This window comes from Brevundimonas diminuta, assembly GCF_039673845.1.
GTDB classification, from domain to species: domain Bacteria; phylum Pseudomonadota; class Alphaproteobacteria; order Caulobacterales; family Caulobacteraceae; genus Brevundimonas; species Brevundimonas diminuta_E.
In genome coordinates this window covers 57,775-73,894 of the sequence record NZ_JBDJMK010000012.1, presented here as the reverse complement: position 1 = coordinate 73,894, position 16,120 = coordinate 57,775, and the positions used below count along the sequence as shown (strand labels likewise).

The following is a 16,120-nucleotide window of genomic DNA, read 5'->3' as shown; positions in this document are numbered from 1 at the left end:
CAGACGTGCGCGATTGCACCATCGGAACGGGCATTCGAGCTTGCCGGCAACCTGCGCCGGGCTGCGACCGGCTGTCGCATTAAAAATCGTTAAGAATGGGGAGCATTCAGAAAGTTCGTCAGAATTCGGGGGTAAAGCTGATGTTCCGCCGCCTTGACCCTTTCGGACAGAATTTCAGCCGTGTCTCCGGCCAGAACGGGCACGCGCGCCTGACCCAGAACCGGACCTTCATCGACGCCTTCGGTGACGATGTGGACGGTGCAGCCCGCCTCAACATCGCCGGCCTCAATGGCGCGGGCGTGGGTGTTCAGCCCCGGATAGAGCGGCAGCAGCGACGGGTGGATGTTCAGCATCCGGCCCGCCCATCCGCGCACCAGCCACGGTGTCAGCAGGCGCATATAGCCTGCCAGAGCCACAGCCTCGACGCCCCTTTCGCGCAGCAGGGCGTCGACGGCGCGCTCATGCGCCTCGCGGTCCTTGCCAAAGGGGGCGTGTTCGACAGCGACGGCCTCGACGCCCATCGCCCGCGCCCGCTCCAGTCCGGCGGCGTCCGCGATGTTGGAGACGACCAGCACCACTTCATAGGGCGCGTCCGGCGCCTGTCCCGCCTCGATCAGGCTGACCATGTTCGAACCGGTCCCCGAAATCAGGACGGCGACGCGGGTTTTAGCGACGGACATGGAGAACTCATACGTGGAAAGCAGGTGGCGACTGCCATGCGTCCCTCAATCCGGCTTGGCAAGAGGGGAGCCGGGACGAGGGCAGGGGGCGTATCGTTGCTGAATATTTGTTGCTGAACTGTCGCAAACTCCGTTGCTTCTTCGGAAACGGCGGCGTTAGCGTCGATCCGCCGGAAAGTCCGGCCTGTCAGGGGGAGTATCCTATGCGTCGTTTGTTGACGGCTGCCTGTGCGGCGGCCTTGTTGGCCGTTCCAGCTGTTTCGGTGGCTCAGGAGGCCGCTTCTTCGGCCGGTAATTCGGGCGGTTCCGGCCCTGTGCGCTCGGCCGCCGAGCGCCTGCGCAACGCCACCGCCGAACAGATCGAAAAGAACTGGGCGCGCGCCACCGCCGATGAATCGGAAGTGACCACCAGCCACTCGATCAACGCCCACGGCCGCACCATGCGCTATAAGGCGACGGCGGGCACGCTGACGGTCCGCAACGATGCGGGGATGCCGACGGCCAGCCTCTTCTATGTGGCCTATACGCTGGACGGCCAGCCGGTCGGCCGTCGTCCGATCACCTATATGTTCAACGGCGGCCCGGGTTCGCCGACGGTGTGGCTGCACATGGGCGCCTTCGGCCCGATGCGGGTCCAGACCGATGAGCCGGTGGTCGAGCGTCCTGCGCCGTTCAACCTGGCGCCCAACGACATGACCCTGCTGGACAAGACCGATCTGGTCTTCATCGACATGGTCGGCGCCGGTTATTCGCGCCCGCTGGGCGAGACGCCCGGTTCGGCCTTCTGGGGCGTGGATCAGGACGCGGACACCTTCGCCCGCGCCATCATGCGCTACACGACCAAGTTCGACCGCTGGTCCAGCCCGAAGTACGTTCTGGGCGAAAGCTACGGCACCCTGCGCGCGGGCGCCCTGGTGCATCAGCTGGAAGACCGCGGCATGTCGCTGAACGGCGTGGTGCTGCTGTCGTCGATCATGAACTACGGCGTGCGCCAGCCGGGCTATCCGCAGAACTTCATTACCCTGCTGCCGACCTATGCGGCGACGGCCTGGTATCACAACAAGATCCCGAACAAGCCCAGCCTGGAAGAACACGTCCAGCGCGCCCGCGAATTCGCCATCGGCCCCTATGCGGCGGCCCTGGCTAAGGGACACCTGATCTCGGACGCCGAGCGCGCCCAGATCGCCCAGCAGATGAGCGCCCTGATCGGCATTTCGCCGACGGTGCTGGATCAGGCCAACCTGCGCCTTGAACTCAGCCCCTTCCGCAAGGAGCTGCTGCGCGACCGTCGCCAGACCATCGGCCGTCTGGACATGCGCTATACCGGCATCGACGCCAACGCCGTCGGCGCCTCGCCGGAAGAAGACCCGTCGAGCAGCGCCATCACCGGCGCCTATTTCGGCATCTTCCGCGACTATATCGCCACGACGCTGAACTACCGGACCGACGTGGATTACCGCCAGTCGGCGCGCGGCCTGCCAGGCTTCAACTGGGACTGGAACCACCGTCCGCCGGTCGGCGGCCCGCAGACGACGCCGAACACGGCCGTCGACCTGGCCACCGCCATCCGCCGCAATCCGCACATGAAGGTGCTGGCGCTGAACGGCTATTACGACGCCGCCACGCCGTTCTTCAGCACGGAATATGATCTGGCCCAGATGATGCTGGAGCCGCACCTGCGCCGGAACCTGGAGTTCACCTACTATGAAGGCGGCCACATGATGTACACGGCCCGCCCGGCGCTGGAGCAACTGCACGTCGACCTGTCGAAATTCTACGACGAGACGGTCAACGGCGGCCTGCGCTGATCCTAGCGACAGTCTGAAATGAAGAAGGCCCCGGTCAGCGCGACCGGGGCCTTTTTTTGCGCCTACGCCTTCTTCCGCTCACCCCGGCGGACGCCGGGGCCCAGTGAGAACCGCAAGCGCGGCGTCCTGAGCCAAAGCACTGGATCCCGGCGTGCGCCGGGATGAGCGGGAATGGGGGATCAGCCCACAAAAATGCCCCCGGTCGCGTGGGCCGGGGGCTTTTGTCTTGTCGTAAGGGCGGCGTCTTATGCCGCCTGAAGCTGCCCGCAGACGAACGCCGTCTCGCCTGCGTTCAGCAGGGCGGCCAGCACCGTCTCGACGTTCTCGGGCGCGACGATCAGGATGAAGCCGACGCCGCAGTTGAAGGTGCGGCGCATCTCGTGATCCGACACGCCGCCGGTCTCGGCCAGCCACTGGAAGACGGCGGGCATCGGCCAGGCGTCCCAGTCGAAGCTGGCCTCAAGGCCCTCGGCGATGCAGCGCGGCGGGTTTTCGATCAGGCCACCGCCCGTGATGTGGGCCGCGCCCTTGATCAGGTCGGCCTTCATCAGCGGCAGGACCGGCTTCACATAGATGCGGGTCGGCTCCATCAGCGCCTGGGCCAGCGATTGGTCCTTGGCGAAGGGCGCGTCGTCGCCCCAGGCCAGACCCGACTTCTCGACCACCTTGCGGATCAGGGAATAGCCGTTGGAGTGCGGACCCGACGAGGCCAGCCCGATGATGACGTCGCCCGGCTTCTGCTGGTCCAGATAGGGCAGGACCTTGCCGCGCTCGACCGCGCCGACCGAGAAACCGGCCAGATCATAGTCGCCGCCCGAATACATGCCCGGCATTTCGGCCGTCTCGCCGCCGACCAGGGCGCTGCCCGACTGGCGGCAGCCCTCGGCGATGCCGGCGACGACGCGGCGCGCGGCGTCCACGTCCAGCTTGCCCGTGGCGTAGTAGTCCAGGAACATCAGCGGCTCGGCGCCCTGCGCCAGCAGGTCGTTGACGCACATGGCGACCAGATCGACGCCCACGCCGTCGTGGCGGCTGGTTTCGATGGCGATCTTCAGCTTGGTGCCGACGCCGTCGGTGGTGGTGACGATCAGCGGGTCTTCAAAACCGGCGGCCTTCAGGTCGAACAGGGCGCCGAAACCGCCCAGCGAGGCCTCTGCGCCGGGGCGGCGCGTGGACTTGGCCAGAGGCTTGATCGCATCGACCAGCTGCTCTCCGGCGTCGATATCCACGCCTGCATCGGCGTAGGTCAGGCCATTCTTCAGTCCGTCTTTTTGGGCCTCAGGGGTGTCGCTCATCGGTCACGGCTCGAAATCGGGGGCGAAAATTTGTCGCAGCGCTCTTGCCACGACGGCGTCGCGCGGGGCTATAGCATCGGAATGACGCCAATCACCACCAATGACGCGCTGATCGCCTTCTGCGATCGTCTGGCCAAGGCCCCGTACATCACCGTTGATACGGAATTCATGCGGGAAACCACCTATTGGCCCAAGCTGTGCCTGATTCAGGCGGCGGCTTCGCCCACGGACGCCGCCATCATCGATCCGATGGCTGAGGGTCTGGATCTGGAGCCCTTCCTCGACATCCTGCGGGACGAATCGATTCTGAAGGTGTTCCACGCGGCCCGGCAGGACGTGGAGATCTTCAACAAGCTGGGCGCCATGCCGCGTCCGCTGTTCGACACTCAGGTCGCCGCCATGGCCGCAGGCTTCGGCGATCAGGTCAGCTATGAGGCGCTGGTGCGCCAGATGCTGCGTCAGGAACTGGACAAGGGCAGCCGCTTCACCGACTGGGCGCGTCGCCCGCTGTCGGAGGCGCAGCTGACCTATGCGCTGGGCGACGTGACGCACCTGTCGGCGCTGTACCCCAAGCTGCGCGACCGGCTGCAGAAGGAAGGCCGTCTGGACTGGGTCATGTCGGAAATGGGCGCGGTCACGGACCCGGCCCTCTATGACACCTCGCCCGAGAACGCCTGGAAGCGGCTGAAGCCCAAGAAGTTCAACGCCAAATATCTGGCCGGTTTCGTCGCCACCGCCGTCTGGCGCGAGCGCGCGGCGCAGGAACGCGACCAGCCGCGCGGCCGCATCCTGAAGGACGAGGCCATCGACGAGATCGCCGTTCAGACGCCGACCGACCCGGACGCCTTCAACCGCCTGCGCTCGGTGCCCAAGGGCTTCGGCGGCTCGCGTCTGGGGCTGGAGCTGGCGGCCGAGCTGAAGCGCGTCCTGGCCGACCCGGAAGCCCATGCGCCCAAGCTGGAGCGCCCGGCCAACCACCAGCCCGCGCCGCCGTCGGTGGTCGAACTGCTGAAGGTGCTGCTGAAGGCCAAGAGCGATAACGCGGGCGTGGCGGCCAAGCTGATCGCCACCGTCTCGGACCTCGAAAAGATCGCCCTGAACGACAATGCGGACATCGAGGCCATGAAGGGCTGGCGCCGCGAGCTGTTCGGTGAGGACGCGCTGAAGCTGAAGAAGGGCGAAATCGCCCTGGTGCTGAACGGCGCCCGCGTGGAAGTCGTCGAGATCGAGGGCTGACACTTTCTCCCTCCCCTTTATGGGGAGGGTGGTCGCGAAGCGACCGGGTGGGGAGGGCGAGGTGATCCTGGCCTCGGCGTTTGACTAGCCTTGCCGCCCCCACCCGGCCTCGCCTTTCAGGCTCAGCCACCCTCCCCGGGACGGGGAGGGAGAGGCGTCGCGTTAGATTTTCAGCGTCAGATCCATCGCCTCGGCCAGCGCCTTGGCTCTGCGCTTCGTCTGCTCCCCCAGCAGCATGTCGGCATAGCCGTTGGCGGCTGTCACCCGCAGCGCGCCCTTTTCCACCGTGGCCGTAGCGTTCGCCAGCAGCTGCGGCGAGCGGCCCGACAGGTCGCAGGCCAGCCGCATGGCCAGCCCCAGCGCACGGGCGCGCTTCTGGCCCTTCTCCGACAGCAGACGGTCGACCGTTTCCGGCGCGGGCGTGCGGGCCTCGCCGCCATAGCGGGCGTTCATCGCCACGGCCATGAAGGCGCGCTCTGTGTGGGTCTGGCCGGGAATCGGCGACCACAGCACCTGATCGAACACCAGATTGATGCGGTGGTCCGGGTGCAGCCGCGCGCCCAGATCGGCCAGGCGGCACACCGATGACGTCAGCAGGGCGTCGCGCTCCTCGCCGAACACCTCGGGCAGGGCCGAGGCGACCGACTGCAGCCAGCCGTCCAGCGCACGGGGCAGGGCCGGGTCCACGCCCTGACGGCCGCCCCAGGCGGAGCATCCGGCCAGCAGGGGGTCGACCGCCCGCATGGCGGGCTCCATGCCGTGATACAGCAGCCCCTCGCGCACGCCCCACGCCGAGAAGCTGACAGAGGTCAGGCCCAGCCGGTCGATCAGCCCCTCCAGCACCAGGGCGGCGTAGGGCAGGGTCTCGGCGCGGCGTTTGGACAGGCCCGGCTGTTTCTCAAGCCAGGCGCGAGGCTGGCGTGCGACCAGACGGGCCATGTCGCGGGCGTCGGCGGCGCTCAGGGCGTATTGATGGACGATGCGGATCGGGTGATCGGCCATGGCCATGTGCATCTGGGCCAGACTGCGCCACGCCCCGCCGACGGCGTAGAGCGTCGGGGTCGTATAGTCGTCCTCGATCGGCGCCAGCCGCTTGGCGATGCGGCCGCGCAGGCGGTCGGCGTCAAACCCCTTGTCGTCCAGCAGGGCGAACGGCCCCAGCGGCAGGGTGACGCCCTTGCCGCGTGGACCGTCCCCGATCCGCGTCAGCTCCAGACTGGCGCCGCCCATGTCGGCGGCCACGCCATGCGCGCCGGGATCGCCCGCCAACACGCCCAGCGCCGAATATTTCGCCTCTTCCTCACCGCTCAGGACACGGATGTGCAGGCCCGTCTCGGCGGCCACGCGCTCGCAGAACAGGGGGCCGTCCTCGGCCTGACGCACGGCGGCGGTGGCGGCGACCAGCACCTGATCGGGCTGGACGCCCTCGATCACGGCGGCGAAGCGGCGCAGCGCCGTCATGGCCATGACCACGCCCGGCTCCGACAGGCGACGGGTGGCGGCCAGATCACGCCCCAGACCGGCCAACACTTTTTCGTTGAACATGGTCCAGACCGCGCGGCCTTCCAGCCGATACAGCACCAGACGCACCGAGTTGGAGCCGATGTCTATGACGGCGATCTGTTTCGACTCGTATTCGCGCTCAGGGCTCATCAGCGGCGCTTCCGCACCTTGAGACCCGGATAGGACAGGGCGCCGGGCAGGGTCTTCACCTTGCGGCCGCGCCCGGACAGGCTGGGGTTGGTCATGAAGTATTTATGCGCCGAGAAGGGCCGCTCCGACCCGCTGGGGATCACCCGTCGATAGGAGCCGTCAGGCTCAAGCACCCAGCTCTGGGCGTCGTCCTTCAGATTGGCGACCATGATCTGATCCAGCACCTGATCGTGGACGGTGGCGTTCAGGATCGGCGTCATCACCTCGACCCGGCGGTCCAGATTGCGCGGCATCCAGTCGGCCGAAGAGATATAGAGCCGCGCCCGGTTGCTGGGCAGGTCGTGACCATTGGCGAAGGCGACGATGCGGCTGTGCTCCAGGAAGCGGCCGACGATCGACTTGACCCGGATGTTCTCCGACAGCCCCGTCACGCCGGGACGCAGGCAGCAGATGCCACGGATGACCAGTTCGATGCGCACGCCCTGCTGGCTGGCGCGGTAAAGGGCGTCGATGATCTCTGGGTCCACAAGGGCGTTCATCTTGGCCCAGATGGCGGCGGGCTTGCCCTTGGCGGCGGCGGCCATCTCCCTGCCGATCATCTCGATCAGGCTGGTCTTCATGTTCAGCGGCGAGACGACCAGCGCCTCCAGTTCGTCGGGCGCCGCATAGCCGGTGATGTAGTTGAACACCCGCGTCGCATCGCGCCCCAACGCCGGGTCGCAGGTGAACAGGCTCAGGTCCGTGTAGATCTTGGCCGTGACCGGGTGATAGTTGCCGGTGCCGAAGTGGCAGTAGGTGCGAAGGCTGTCGCCCTCGCGCCGCACGACGACGCTCATCTTGGCGTGGGTCTTGTATTCCACGAAGCCGAAGACGACGTGGACGCCCGCCCGCTCCATCTGGCGCGCCCAGCGCAGGTTGGCTTCTTCGTCAAAGCGGGCCTTAAGTTCGACCAGTGCGGTGACGTTCTTGCCGTTCTCGGCTGCCTCGATCAGGGCGGCGACGATGGGGCTGTCCTTGGACGTGCGATACAGCGTCTGCTTGATGGCGATGACGTTGGGATCGCGCGCCGCCTGACGCAGGAACTGCACCACCACGTCGAAGCTCTCGAACGGGTGGTGGATCAGCATGTCCTTTTCGCGCACGGCCGCGAAGATGTCGCCGCCGTTGTCGCGCACCCGCTCGGGATAGCGCGGCTCATAGCCCTTGAACTTCAGGTCCGGGTGGCCGCCGGGGATCAGTTCGGAAAGTTGGGCCAGACCCAGCATGCCGTCAACCAGCACCACGTCCTGCGGCTGGGCGTGAAGCTGGGCGATGATGAAGTCGCGCAGGTCGTCAGGCATGTCCGCCTGAATCTTGATGCGGACGACCGAGCCCATGCGGCGCTGCTTCAGCGCCTCCTCGAACTCCATGACCAGATCTTCGGCCTCTTCCTCGATCTCGATGTCGGAATCGCGGATCAGACGGAACAGACCCTTTTCCAGGATCTCGCAGCCCGGAAACATGTGGTCGATGAACAGCAGCAGCAGGTTTTCCAGCGAGACATAACGCGTCCGCCCCGGCGTCGAACGCCCGTCCGTCGCCAGCGCCCAGAAGCGCCGCACCTGCGTCGGCACCGGCACCAGAGCATAGAGGACGCGGTTGTCGCTGTTGCGCCGCAGCTTCAGCGCCAGCGAGAAGCCCAGGTTGGGCAGGAAGGGGAAAGGATGCGCCGGGTCGATGGCCATCGGCGTCAGCACGGCGAAGAGCTGGTTCAGGAACTCCGGCTCCAGCCGCTCACGCTCGGTCTTGGTGATGCGGGCGCGTTCGACGATCTCGATGCCGGCGGCGGCCATCTCCTTGCGCAGGACGCGCCACTGGCGCTGCTGTTCGGCCATCAGGCCGCCCGCCGCCGCATTGACCTGTTCCAGCTGTTCCGCCGGGGTCAGGCCGTCAGGCGAGACGACGCGCACCCGCTCGCGCACCTGACCTTTCAGGCCGGCGACGCGGGTCATGAAGAACTCGTCGAGGTTGTTGGACGAAATGGACAGGAAGCGCACCCGCTCCAGCAGGGGGTGGCCCTCGTTTGCGGCCTCTTCCAGCACCCGGCCGTTGAAGGCCAGCCACGACAGCTCGCGGTTGATGAACCGCTCAGGCGAGGCCATCAGCGCTTCGGACAGCTCCAGCTGAGGCGCGCGCGAGGAGGGGACTTCTTCACCGGTGGTGTCGACGGCGATGGGCGCGATATCGGTCATGATTCTGTTGTCGCGCGCGCCTGTGACGGCTGCAACCGCGATTGTGTCGCGGCGGGCGGGACTTTGGAGCGCCAGCTATAATTCCGCTCATCCCGGCGGACGCCGGGATCCAGTAAGAGCCTCAGTCGCCCCGCTAAAAAAACCTGCTCACCCATCCACGCGCGAGCTTGCAGCCAAAGCACTGGGTCCCGGCGTCCGCCGGGATGAGCGGTGGTGTAGGGGCGGCTATTCCCCGTCCAGCACCTGCCGGGCCAGCACGCGCGTCACCGGGCGGTGCAGGGCGTCCAGGCGGTCGACCACGGCCTCGGCGGCCTCGGCCGAGCGGTCGATGCGGCGGACCAGATAGTCGATCAGTTCATCGGCCGGGGTGATGTTCCGGCTGGCGAAGGCGCGGCGCAGCATGGCGGCGAAGACCACGTCGTCGGGCGCCTCTATCCCCACGGTGCGGATGGCGTTCAGACGCGAGCGCAGGTCGGGCAGCTGCGTCGTCCACGACGCAGGCGGATCGCGCGACACCAGCAGCAGGGCGCCGCCGCCCGACTGAGTCAGGTTGATCAGGTGGAACAGGGCCTCGTCGCCCGCGTCCTGAGCATCGTCCAGCAGGACGGGGCGCCCTTCAAGCTCCAGCGGGTCGACATGGGCCGCCTCGGCGCCGTGCAGGGCGATGGCGCCGGTTCGCTCGACCCATGCGGCGGCCAGATGGCTCTTGCCGCAACCGGCCGGGCCGAACAGGCTGAGGACAGCGCCGGGCGCTTCGGGCCATGCCGCCAGCGCAGCCACGCCCGCCGCGTTCGCTTCCGAGATCGCCAGGTCCGAGGCGCGCTGCGGCGTCTCCTGCTGCAGCGGCAGACGCAGTTGACGGATTTCGGCGGCCGAGGCGTTCATGATGACTGGACCCTAGCCGGGCGGGGATGCAGGCGTCTCTGTTGATAGGGCGGGATCACGGGGACAACCTGTGCGCCGCTGTGGATGGCGTATCATGGGCGTTTGAGGCCTCAGCCTTGACTTTCGGGGGCGATGATGGGCCTTTCCCCGCTCCTAATTCACGCTGTTCGACAGCCGTTTTCAGACGAAAATCCGATATGCACGCCTATCGCACCCACACCTGCGGCGCCCTCCGTTCGACGGATGCCGGCGCGAATGTTCGTCTGTCGGGCTGGATTCACCGCAAGCGCGACCACGGCGGCCTGCTGTTCATCGACCTGCGCGACCACTACGGCCTGACCCAGCTGGTCCTGCACCCCGAGACGCCGGGCTTCGAGGTGGTCGAGCGCCTGCGCGCCGAGAGCGTGATCAAGGTCGACGGCGAAGTCGTCCTGCGCGAAGGCTCGACCGTCAACGCCAACCTGCCGACCGGCGAGGTGGAGGTGCGCGTCCTGTCGGTGGAGGTGCTGTCGGAAGCCGCCGAACTGCCGATGCCGGTCTTCGGCGAGCAGGAATATCCGGAAGAGATTCGCCTGAGCAACCGCTTCCTCGACCTGCGTCGCGAGCGTCTGCACAAGAACATCGTCCTGCGGTCGCGCGTGATCCAGTCGATCCGCACCCGCATGGTGGCGCAGGGCTTCCTTGAGTATCAGACGCCGATCCTGACGGCCTCGTCGCCGGAAGGCGCGCGCGACTTCCTGGTGCCCAGCCGGATGCACCCGGGCAAGTTCTACGCCCTGCCGCAGGCGCCGCAGCAGTTCAAGCAACTGCTGATGGTGTCGGGCTTCGACCGCTATTTCCAGATCGCGCCCTGCTTCCGCGACGAAGACCTGCGCGCTGATCGCTCGCTGGAATTCTACCAGCTCGACGTGGAAATGAGCTTCGTCACTCAGGAAGACGTCTTCCAGGCGATCGAGCCGCTGATGCACGGCCTGTTCACCGAGTTCGGCGAGGGCAAGCCGGTGTCGCCGATCGACGGCGTCCACACCTTCACCAACGACTTCGGTCAGACGATGGAGCACAAGGGCTTCGAGCGTCTGACGTTTGAGCAGTCGATGAAGTGGTACGGCTCGGACAAGCCGGACCTGCGCAACCCGATCAAGATGCAGGACGTGTCTGACCACTTCCGTGAGGGTGGTTTCGGCCTGTTCGCCAAGATTCTGGGCGCCGACGAGAAGAACGCCGTCTGGGCCATCCCGGCGCCGACGGGCGGTTCGCGCGCCTTCTGCGACCGCATGAACTCCTGGGCGCAGGGCGAGGGCCAGCCGGGCCTAGGCTACATCTTCTGGTCGGACGACCAGCAGTCGTGGGGCGGCCCGATCGCCAAGAACCTGGGGCAGGAGCCGACCGAGGCCCTGATGTCTTCGCTGGGTCTGGGCAAGGGCGACGCGGCCTTCTTCGTCGCCGGTCAGCCGGGCGTCTTCGCCAAGTTCGCCGGTCTGGCCCGCACCCGCGTCGGCACGGAGCTGAAGCTGGTCGACGAGGACCAGTTCAAGTTCTGCTGGATCGTCGACTTCCCGATGTTCGAGTGGTCGGAAGAAGAGAAGAAGGTCGACTTCAGCCACAACCCCTTCTCGATGCCGCAGGGCGGCATGGAGGCGCTGGAGACGCAGGACCCGCTGACCATCCGCGCCTATCAGTACGACATCGTCTGCAACGGCTATGAGCTGTGCTCGGGCGCGATCCGGAACCACAGGGCCGAGATCATGCTGAAGGCCTTCGACATCGCGGGCTACGACGCCTCGGTGGTCGAGGAGCAGTTTGGCGGTATGCTGAACGCCTTCCGCTATGGCGCGCCGCCGCACGGCGGCCTGGCGCCGGGCATTGATCGCATCGTCATGCTGCTGGCAGGCGAACAGGCCATCCGCGAGGTCATCGCCTTCCCGCTGAACCAGCAGGGCCAGGACCTGCTGATGAGCGCCCCGGCCGAGGTCGAGGAACGTCAACTGAAGGAACTGTCGATCCGCACACAGCTGCCGATCAAGGTCTGACCGGCGCCGCCTGATCTGAGTCTTTGGGCTGAATTGGAAAAGGGAGGGGGCGACCCCTCCCTTTTTTGTGTCCGAATTCCAGTCGCCGCCTCAGTTGCCCGACGAGGCGACCAGATTGCGCTGGCGCGGCGGAACAGGCGGGGTCGGAGGAGTGGGCGGCGTAGGCGGCGTACGGATGACGCGCACGCTGCCCCCACGACAGTTACGCGCCGTCAGACCGTTGGGCAGGCGGGTCGAGGCGTCGCCGCAGGCTTCTTCGACCTGATCGGCGGTCAGGCCGCGCGCGCGGGACAGGTCGGCGCCGCGAATATCGGTGCGGCGCAGGTCGGCGTCGCGGAAGTCCGTGCGGTTGAAGCTGCTGCCTGACAGGCGCGCGCTGGTCAGATCGGCGTCGCGGAATGAGGCGTTGTCGTAGGTCCCGTTGGTCAGGTTCGACGACTTGATGTCGGCGTTCGAGAAATCGGCCCCGCTGGCGTTGATATAGCTCAGATTGGCGCCGAAGATTTCGCTGTCCCTCAGCCGCGCGCGGGTCAGGACGGCATAGCTCATGTTGACGCCCTGAAGCTCGGCGCCGGTCAGGTTGGCGTTGGTCAGATTGGCCCGCATCAGGATCGAACCGGTCGCCTCGGCGCCCATCAACTGAGCGCCGGTCAGATTGGCGTTGGTGAAGACCGAACCGACCATTTCGACCCCGCGCATGTCGGCCCGGCTGAAGTCCGCCCCGGTAAAGTTGGAGCCCAACAGTTCGGCCCCGCGCAGATTGGCGCCGACCAGGGTGGCGTAGGTGAAGTTGGCGCCGGTCAGGGTGGCGCCCGACAGATCGCGTCCAGACAGTTCACAGCGGGTGCAGCTGCCGCCCAGCGACACCATACGCGCCACGTCGCGGTCCTGGATTGAAATCACGTCCGCCGCATGGGCCAGGGCAGGGGCGGCCGTCATCAGTCCTCCAAGGGCTGAAGCGGCGAGGGCCAAAAGGCGCAGGGGTGAAATCGAGCGTTCCATCACCCCTCCTGAATGCGCCAGGGCCGGTAAAAACCCTACTTAAATCGAGGTAACGATGGCGCCGTTCAACAGGCGGGAATGCGAAGGCCCGACGGCAGAACCGTGTTCTGGTCGCCGCAGGCCTGATTGAGCTGCGACTGGGTCAGGCCGCGCGCGCGCGACATTTCGGCGCCCGACAGATTGGTCCCGTTCAGCTTGGCCCCGGTGAAGGTCGCGCCTTCCAGATAGGTCCCGACGAAGCTGGCGTTGGTCAGGTCCGCCCCGCTGAAGTTCGAACTGGACAGCACCGCGCCATAGGCTTCCACGTCGCGCATGTCCGTGCGGCTGAAGTTGGTGCGGTTCATCACCGACAGGCTGATGTCCGCCTGACGGATGCGGGCGCCGGACAGGTTCAGGCCGGTGCGCTCCATGCCGGAAAAGTCACCCTGAAACAGGTTGCAGCCGGGGCAGGAGGCGCCGCGACGCACCTGGGCGATCTGCGAGGCGTTCTGCGCCGAGGCGGGCAGGGCCGTCAGCGTCAGGCCGACGGCGGCGAGAAGGGCGATTGCGGGACGGATCATGCGAATGGCTCCAGACTTTGCGCCTGTTCCAGCAAGAAGCGGGCCGCCGTTTCGGGACAGCCTGTCCCGCTTTGGGCGTCCCGTTTCAGCCCTGAACCTTGGGCGTCGCGCCGCAGGCGCCGCAGATGGGCGTCCCGTTCCGGTCCGTCAGCATCAGGTCGCCGCATTCGGGGCAGGGACCGGCCTGCGCTTGCGGCGTGGTGCGCGGCGACGGCTCCTTCCGGCCGAAAGGGGCGACGATCAGATTGTCGGGCGCCGCGCCGCGGGCGAAACCCTTGGAGATGAAGCGGGCGGCGGGCACAGGCTGGGGCGCGTCGGTCGGGGCGCCGTCCATGCCGTCCAGATTGGCGGCCTCGGGCGTGACCTGGGCCAGTTCGCGCCGGTCCAGATAGGAGACGCCCAGTTCGCGGAACACATAGTCGAGGATGGAGGTCGCCGAGCGGATGGAATCATTGCCCGTGACCCGCCCCGACGGCTCGAACCGGGTGAAGACGAAGGCGTCGACGAACTCGTCCAGCGGCACGCCGTATTGCAGGCCGATGGAGATGGCGATGGCGAAGTTGTTCATCATCGAGCGGAAGGCGGCACCTTCCTTGTGCATGTCGATGAAGATCTCGCCCAGTTCGCCGTCTTCGTATTCGCCGGTGTGGATATAGACCTTGTGACCGCCGACCGAGGCCTTCTGGATATAGCCCTTGCGGCGGTCGGGCAGGCGGCGGCGGGTGCGGTCGCGTTCAACGACTTTCTCAACCACGCGCTCGACGGTGCGGGGCGCAGCCTCGGGCGCGGGGGTCGCCTCGGCGCGGCGCGGGGCCTCGACCTCGGGCAGGCGCAGGCGGAAATCGGCAGGGGCCGCCGCCCGATTCAGGACAACGGCGCGACGGCCGTTCAGCGCAGCTTCGGACAGGGCGCGGGCCAGATCCAGCCGGTCGGCGCGCCAGTCCAGCGCGACGGGACGCAGGTCGGGCGCGTCGCTGAACGGCTCGACGGCGCGGCGCAGCTCGGCTTCCAACGCCTCGCCGGATTGAGACAGCAGCGGCCGCAGGGCCTCGGGCGCTTCGGCCCAGTCGGACAGGTCGGGACGGCCGAAGACGTAGTCCGTCGCCGCCCGGATCGCCGCTTCGTCAAAGCCCAGACGCGGCAGCAGGGCCTCGCCCGGCGCCGGGGTCAGGCCCAGAACGTCGCCGATGAACCCCTCGTCCAGCACCGGCGGGGCGAAGGCGTCTGCGAAATCCTCGACCGAGGCCAGGGCGCGCTCGATCCCCTCAAGCTCCAGATCGGTGAAGCCCAGTTCGCGCAGACGGGCATGGCTGACGCCCGGCGCCTCGGACAGGGTACGGCGCCCGAACAGGTGGCGCTCGGCGGCCTCGACATCGCCGCCCGCGCGGGTCAGGGCGAGGGCCAGCGCAGGGCGCAGGCGGCGCTCGACCTCGCCGTCCGCCGTTTGCCACGCCTCCGTCGCCGCGAAGGCCGAAAGGCCGAGGCGCAACGCCAGTTCGGCGTCGTCGGCGAACAGGCTGATGGTCGCATGGCGACGCCCGTGGGCGTGCAGGACCTCGACCGGCTCTCCGCGTTCGGTCAGGGCGGCCACCGTTTCGTCCTTCACCGTCTCCCATTCGGTGCAGGGACCAAGACGCGCCGCCAGATCGGCCGAGGCGGCGTTGGCGCAGCGCGCGACCTGTGCGGCCACGGCGGCGGCGGGCAGGGCGGGCGCGGCGGCGTCCTGCATCACGGCCCAGTCGGCCAGAGCGCCCAGGCCGATGGCGATGGGGCGTGCGGCGGCGAGGCGGCTCTGTTCGTCCAGCGTCAGGTCCAGCGCCGTGACCACCAGTTCGGTCAGGGCGGCCAGCGCAGCGTCGAAGCTGTCTGCGAACATCGCCGCCAGAGCGGGCAGGTTGATTGTCGCGCGCGGGGCCAAGGCCGCATCGGCGGCGGCGTCTGCGTCGGCGGGCGCGAAGACGACGGCGACAGGGCCCTCCAGCGCCGCCTCGGCCACGGCCAGCGCCAGCGGCCCTCCTGCGGCGGCTGTATCCGGTTGCGCCAGCACGATCAGCGGCGCCTGCGGAGCGTCGGCCAGCGGCGCGGCGGCCGCCGACAGGCCCTCGCCCCTGATGGCGCGCAGGATGTCGGCATCGGCGGCGCCGCACTGTCGCGCGACATGGGCGGCGCGGGTCAGGGCCGGGTTGGAGGCGGGATCGGCGCAGGCGGCGGCGTCGCCCTCGCACCGCGCCACAGCGTCGGCTACATTGGCAAGCGCCTGAGCCAGCGCCTCGGCGGCCTGTCTGGCCAGTCGGTCGCGTCGCCATGCGGCGGCCTGTTGGGCCAGACGGCGCCCGGCCTCGGGCTCGGACAGGTCCAGACGACGGGGGGCGTCGCTGCGGCCGCCCGCATCGCTGACGGCGGCCAGTCCCAGCAGGACGGCGGACATCAGTTCGTTTTCGAATCGGTTGCGCTCGGCGGCGTTGGCGAAGACGCCGCCTTCATGGCCTGCGGCCGCGAGGCGCGCGGCCCAGTCCTGCACGCCGCCGTTCAGCGGAAGATCGGCATGGGCGGCGGTGCAGGCGTCGGCCCAGTCCAGCCACGCCTCGACCTGTGCGTCGGGCCATGCGGCGGGCGCCAGCGTCGTCTCGACCGCATCGGCGCGCTCGATCTCGCGCGGCTCCATGGCGATGGCGGCGGCCAGGGGAGCAAACAGGGGCTTGAAGCGCATCGGGCGTCTCCCACGCTTGAGGCCGGACCG

11 protein-coding genes are annotated in these 16,120 nt (G+C 67.8%); 3 read left to right on the top strand and 8 right to left on the bottom strand.

All coding sequences use genetic code 11. The features are described from left to right. Positions 1-89 precede the first annotated feature (89 nt). A complete protein-coding gene (gene purN / locus ABE454_RS14190) occupies positions 90-680 on the bottom strand; it encodes a phosphoribosylglycinamide formyltransferase (RefSeq protein WP_346532661.1) in 591 nt (196 codons plus the stop codon). Positions 681-883: 203 nt separating this feature from the next. On the opposite strand from purN, the gene ABE454_RS14185 reads away from it, so the two are divergent. Next, positions 884-2,488 (top strand): S10 family peptidase, encoded by a 1,605-nt coding sequence (locus tag ABE454_RS14185; protein WP_346532659.1) that lies wholly within the window; start codon positions 884-886, stop codon positions 2,486-2,488. A 245-nt stretch (positions 2,489-2,733) separates the two neighbouring features. Here ABE454_RS14185 and purM read toward each other — a convergent pair whose 3' ends face one another. Beyond that, complete coding sequence (purM, locus tag ABE454_RS14180; protein WP_346532657.1) at positions 2,734-3,783, bottom strand: phosphoribosylformylglycinamidine cyclo-ligase; 1,050 nt, start codon at positions 3,781-3,783, stop codon at positions 2,734-2,736. Between the two features lie 81 nt (positions 3,784-3,864). Here purM and rnd point away from each other — a divergent pair, with 81 nt between their 5' ends. Then, the gene (gene rnd / locus ABE454_RS14175; protein WP_346532656.1) at positions 3,865-5,019 is read left to right on the top strand and encodes a ribonuclease D; all 1,155 of its coding nucleotides are present in this window, start codon (positions 3,865-3,867) and stop codon (positions 5,017-5,019) included. Positions 5,020-5,181: 162 nt separating this feature from the next. On the opposite strand, the gene ABE454_RS14170 is transcribed toward rnd, so the two are convergent. The 3 genes from ABE454_RS14170 to ABE454_RS14160 form a co-directional block, all read right to left on the bottom strand. Then, the gene (locus ABE454_RS14170) at positions 5,182-6,672 is read right to left on the bottom strand and encodes a Ppx/GppA phosphatase family protein (protein ID WP_346532655.1); all 1,491 of its coding nucleotides are present in this window, start codon (positions 6,670-6,672) and stop codon (positions 5,182-5,184) included. After that, positions 6,672-8,903, bottom strand: a complete 2,232-nt coding sequence (locus ABE454_RS14165) for an RNA degradosome polyphosphate kinase (protein ID WP_346532653.1) — start codon at positions 8,901-8,903, stop codon at positions 6,672-6,674. The genes ABE454_RS14170 and ABE454_RS14165 overlap by 1 nt, the downstream gene beginning before the upstream one ends. A 225-nt stretch (positions 8,904-9,128) precedes the next feature. Continuing rightward, positions 9,129-9,788, bottom strand: coding sequence for a DnaA ATPase domain-containing protein (locus tag ABE454_RS14160; protein ID WP_346532651.1), 660 nt, complete (start codon positions 9,786-9,788; stop codon positions 9,129-9,131). Positions 9,789-9,985: 197 nt separating this feature from the next. Here ABE454_RS14160 and aspS point away from each other — a divergent pair, with 197 nt between their 5' ends. Beyond that, on the top strand, positions 9,986-11,818 hold the full coding sequence (gene aspS, locus ABE454_RS14155) for an aspartate--tRNA ligase (RefSeq protein WP_346532649.1): 1,833 nt from the start codon (positions 9,986-9,988) through the stop codon (positions 11,816-11,818). A gap of 90 nt (positions 11,819-11,908) precedes the next feature. Here aspS and ABE454_RS14150 read toward each other — a convergent pair whose 3' ends face one another. From ABE454_RS14150 to ABE454_RS14140, 3 genes are all read right to left on the bottom strand, one after another. After that, on the bottom strand, positions 11,909-12,757 hold the full coding sequence (locus ABE454_RS14150; protein ID WP_346532647.1) for a pentapeptide repeat-containing protein: 849 nt from the start codon (positions 12,755-12,757) through the stop codon (positions 11,909-11,911). A gap of 128 nt (positions 12,758-12,885) precedes the next feature. Then, positions 12,886-13,380 carry a pentapeptide repeat-containing protein gene (locus tag ABE454_RS14145; protein WP_346532645.1) on the bottom strand — a complete coding sequence of 165 codons (495 nt, stop codon included), beginning with the start codon at positions 13,378-13,380 and terminating at the stop codon, positions 12,886-12,888. 85 nt (positions 13,381-13,465) lie between these two features. Beyond that, positions 13,466-16,090 carry a TSCPD domain-containing protein gene (locus ABE454_RS14140; protein ID WP_346532643.1) on the bottom strand — a complete coding sequence of 875 codons (2,625 nt, stop codon included), beginning with the start codon at positions 16,088-16,090 and terminating at the stop codon, positions 13,466-13,468. Positions 16,091-16,120: the final 30 nt, after the last annotated feature.

What these genes read in the sequence shown, in the direction of transcription:
- purM (WP_346532657.1), bottom strand. Translation starts at nt 3,783, where the DNA reads ATGAGCGACACCCCTGAGGCCCAAAAAGACGGACTGAAGAATGGCCTG.
- ABE454_RS14140 (WP_346532643.1), bottom strand. Translation starts at nt 16,090, where the DNA reads ATGCGCTTCAAGCCCCTGTTTGCTCCCCTGGCCGCCGCCATCGCCATG.
- rnd (WP_346532656.1), top strand. Translation starts at nt 3,865, where the DNA reads ATGACGCCAATCACCACCAATGACGCGCTGATCGCCTTCTGCGATCGT.
- ABE454_RS14165 (WP_346532653.1), bottom strand. Translation starts at nt 8,903, where the DNA reads ATGACCGATATCGCGCCCATCGCCGTCGACACCACCGGTGAAGAAGTC.
- ABE454_RS14185 (WP_346532659.1), top strand. Translation starts at nt 884, where the DNA reads ATGCGTCGTTTGTTGACGGCTGCCTGTGCGGCGGCCTTGTTGGCCGTT.
- purN (WP_346532661.1), bottom strand. Translation starts at nt 680, where the DNA reads ATGTCCGTCGCTAAAACCCGCGTCGCCGTCCTGATTTCGGGGACCGGT.
- aspS (WP_346532649.1), top strand. Translation starts at nt 9,986, where the DNA reads ATGCACGCCTATCGCACCCACACCTGCGGCGCCCTCCGTTCGACGGAT.
- ABE454_RS14150 (WP_346532647.1), bottom strand. Translation starts at nt 12,757, where the DNA reads ATGACGGCCGCCCCTGCCCTGGCCCATGCGGCGGACGTGATTTCAATC.
- ABE454_RS14160 (WP_346532651.1), bottom strand. Translation starts at nt 9,788, where the DNA reads ATGAACGCCTCGGCCGCCGAAATCCGTCAACTGCGTCTGCCGCTGCAG.
- ABE454_RS14145 (WP_346532645.1), bottom strand. Translation starts at nt 13,380, where the DNA reads ATGATCCGTCCCGCAATCGCCCTTCTCGCCGCCGTCGGCCTGACGCTG.
- ABE454_RS14170 (WP_346532655.1), bottom strand. Translation starts at nt 6,672, where the DNA reads ATGAGCCCTGAGCGCGAATACGAGTCGAAACAGATCGCCGTCATAGAC.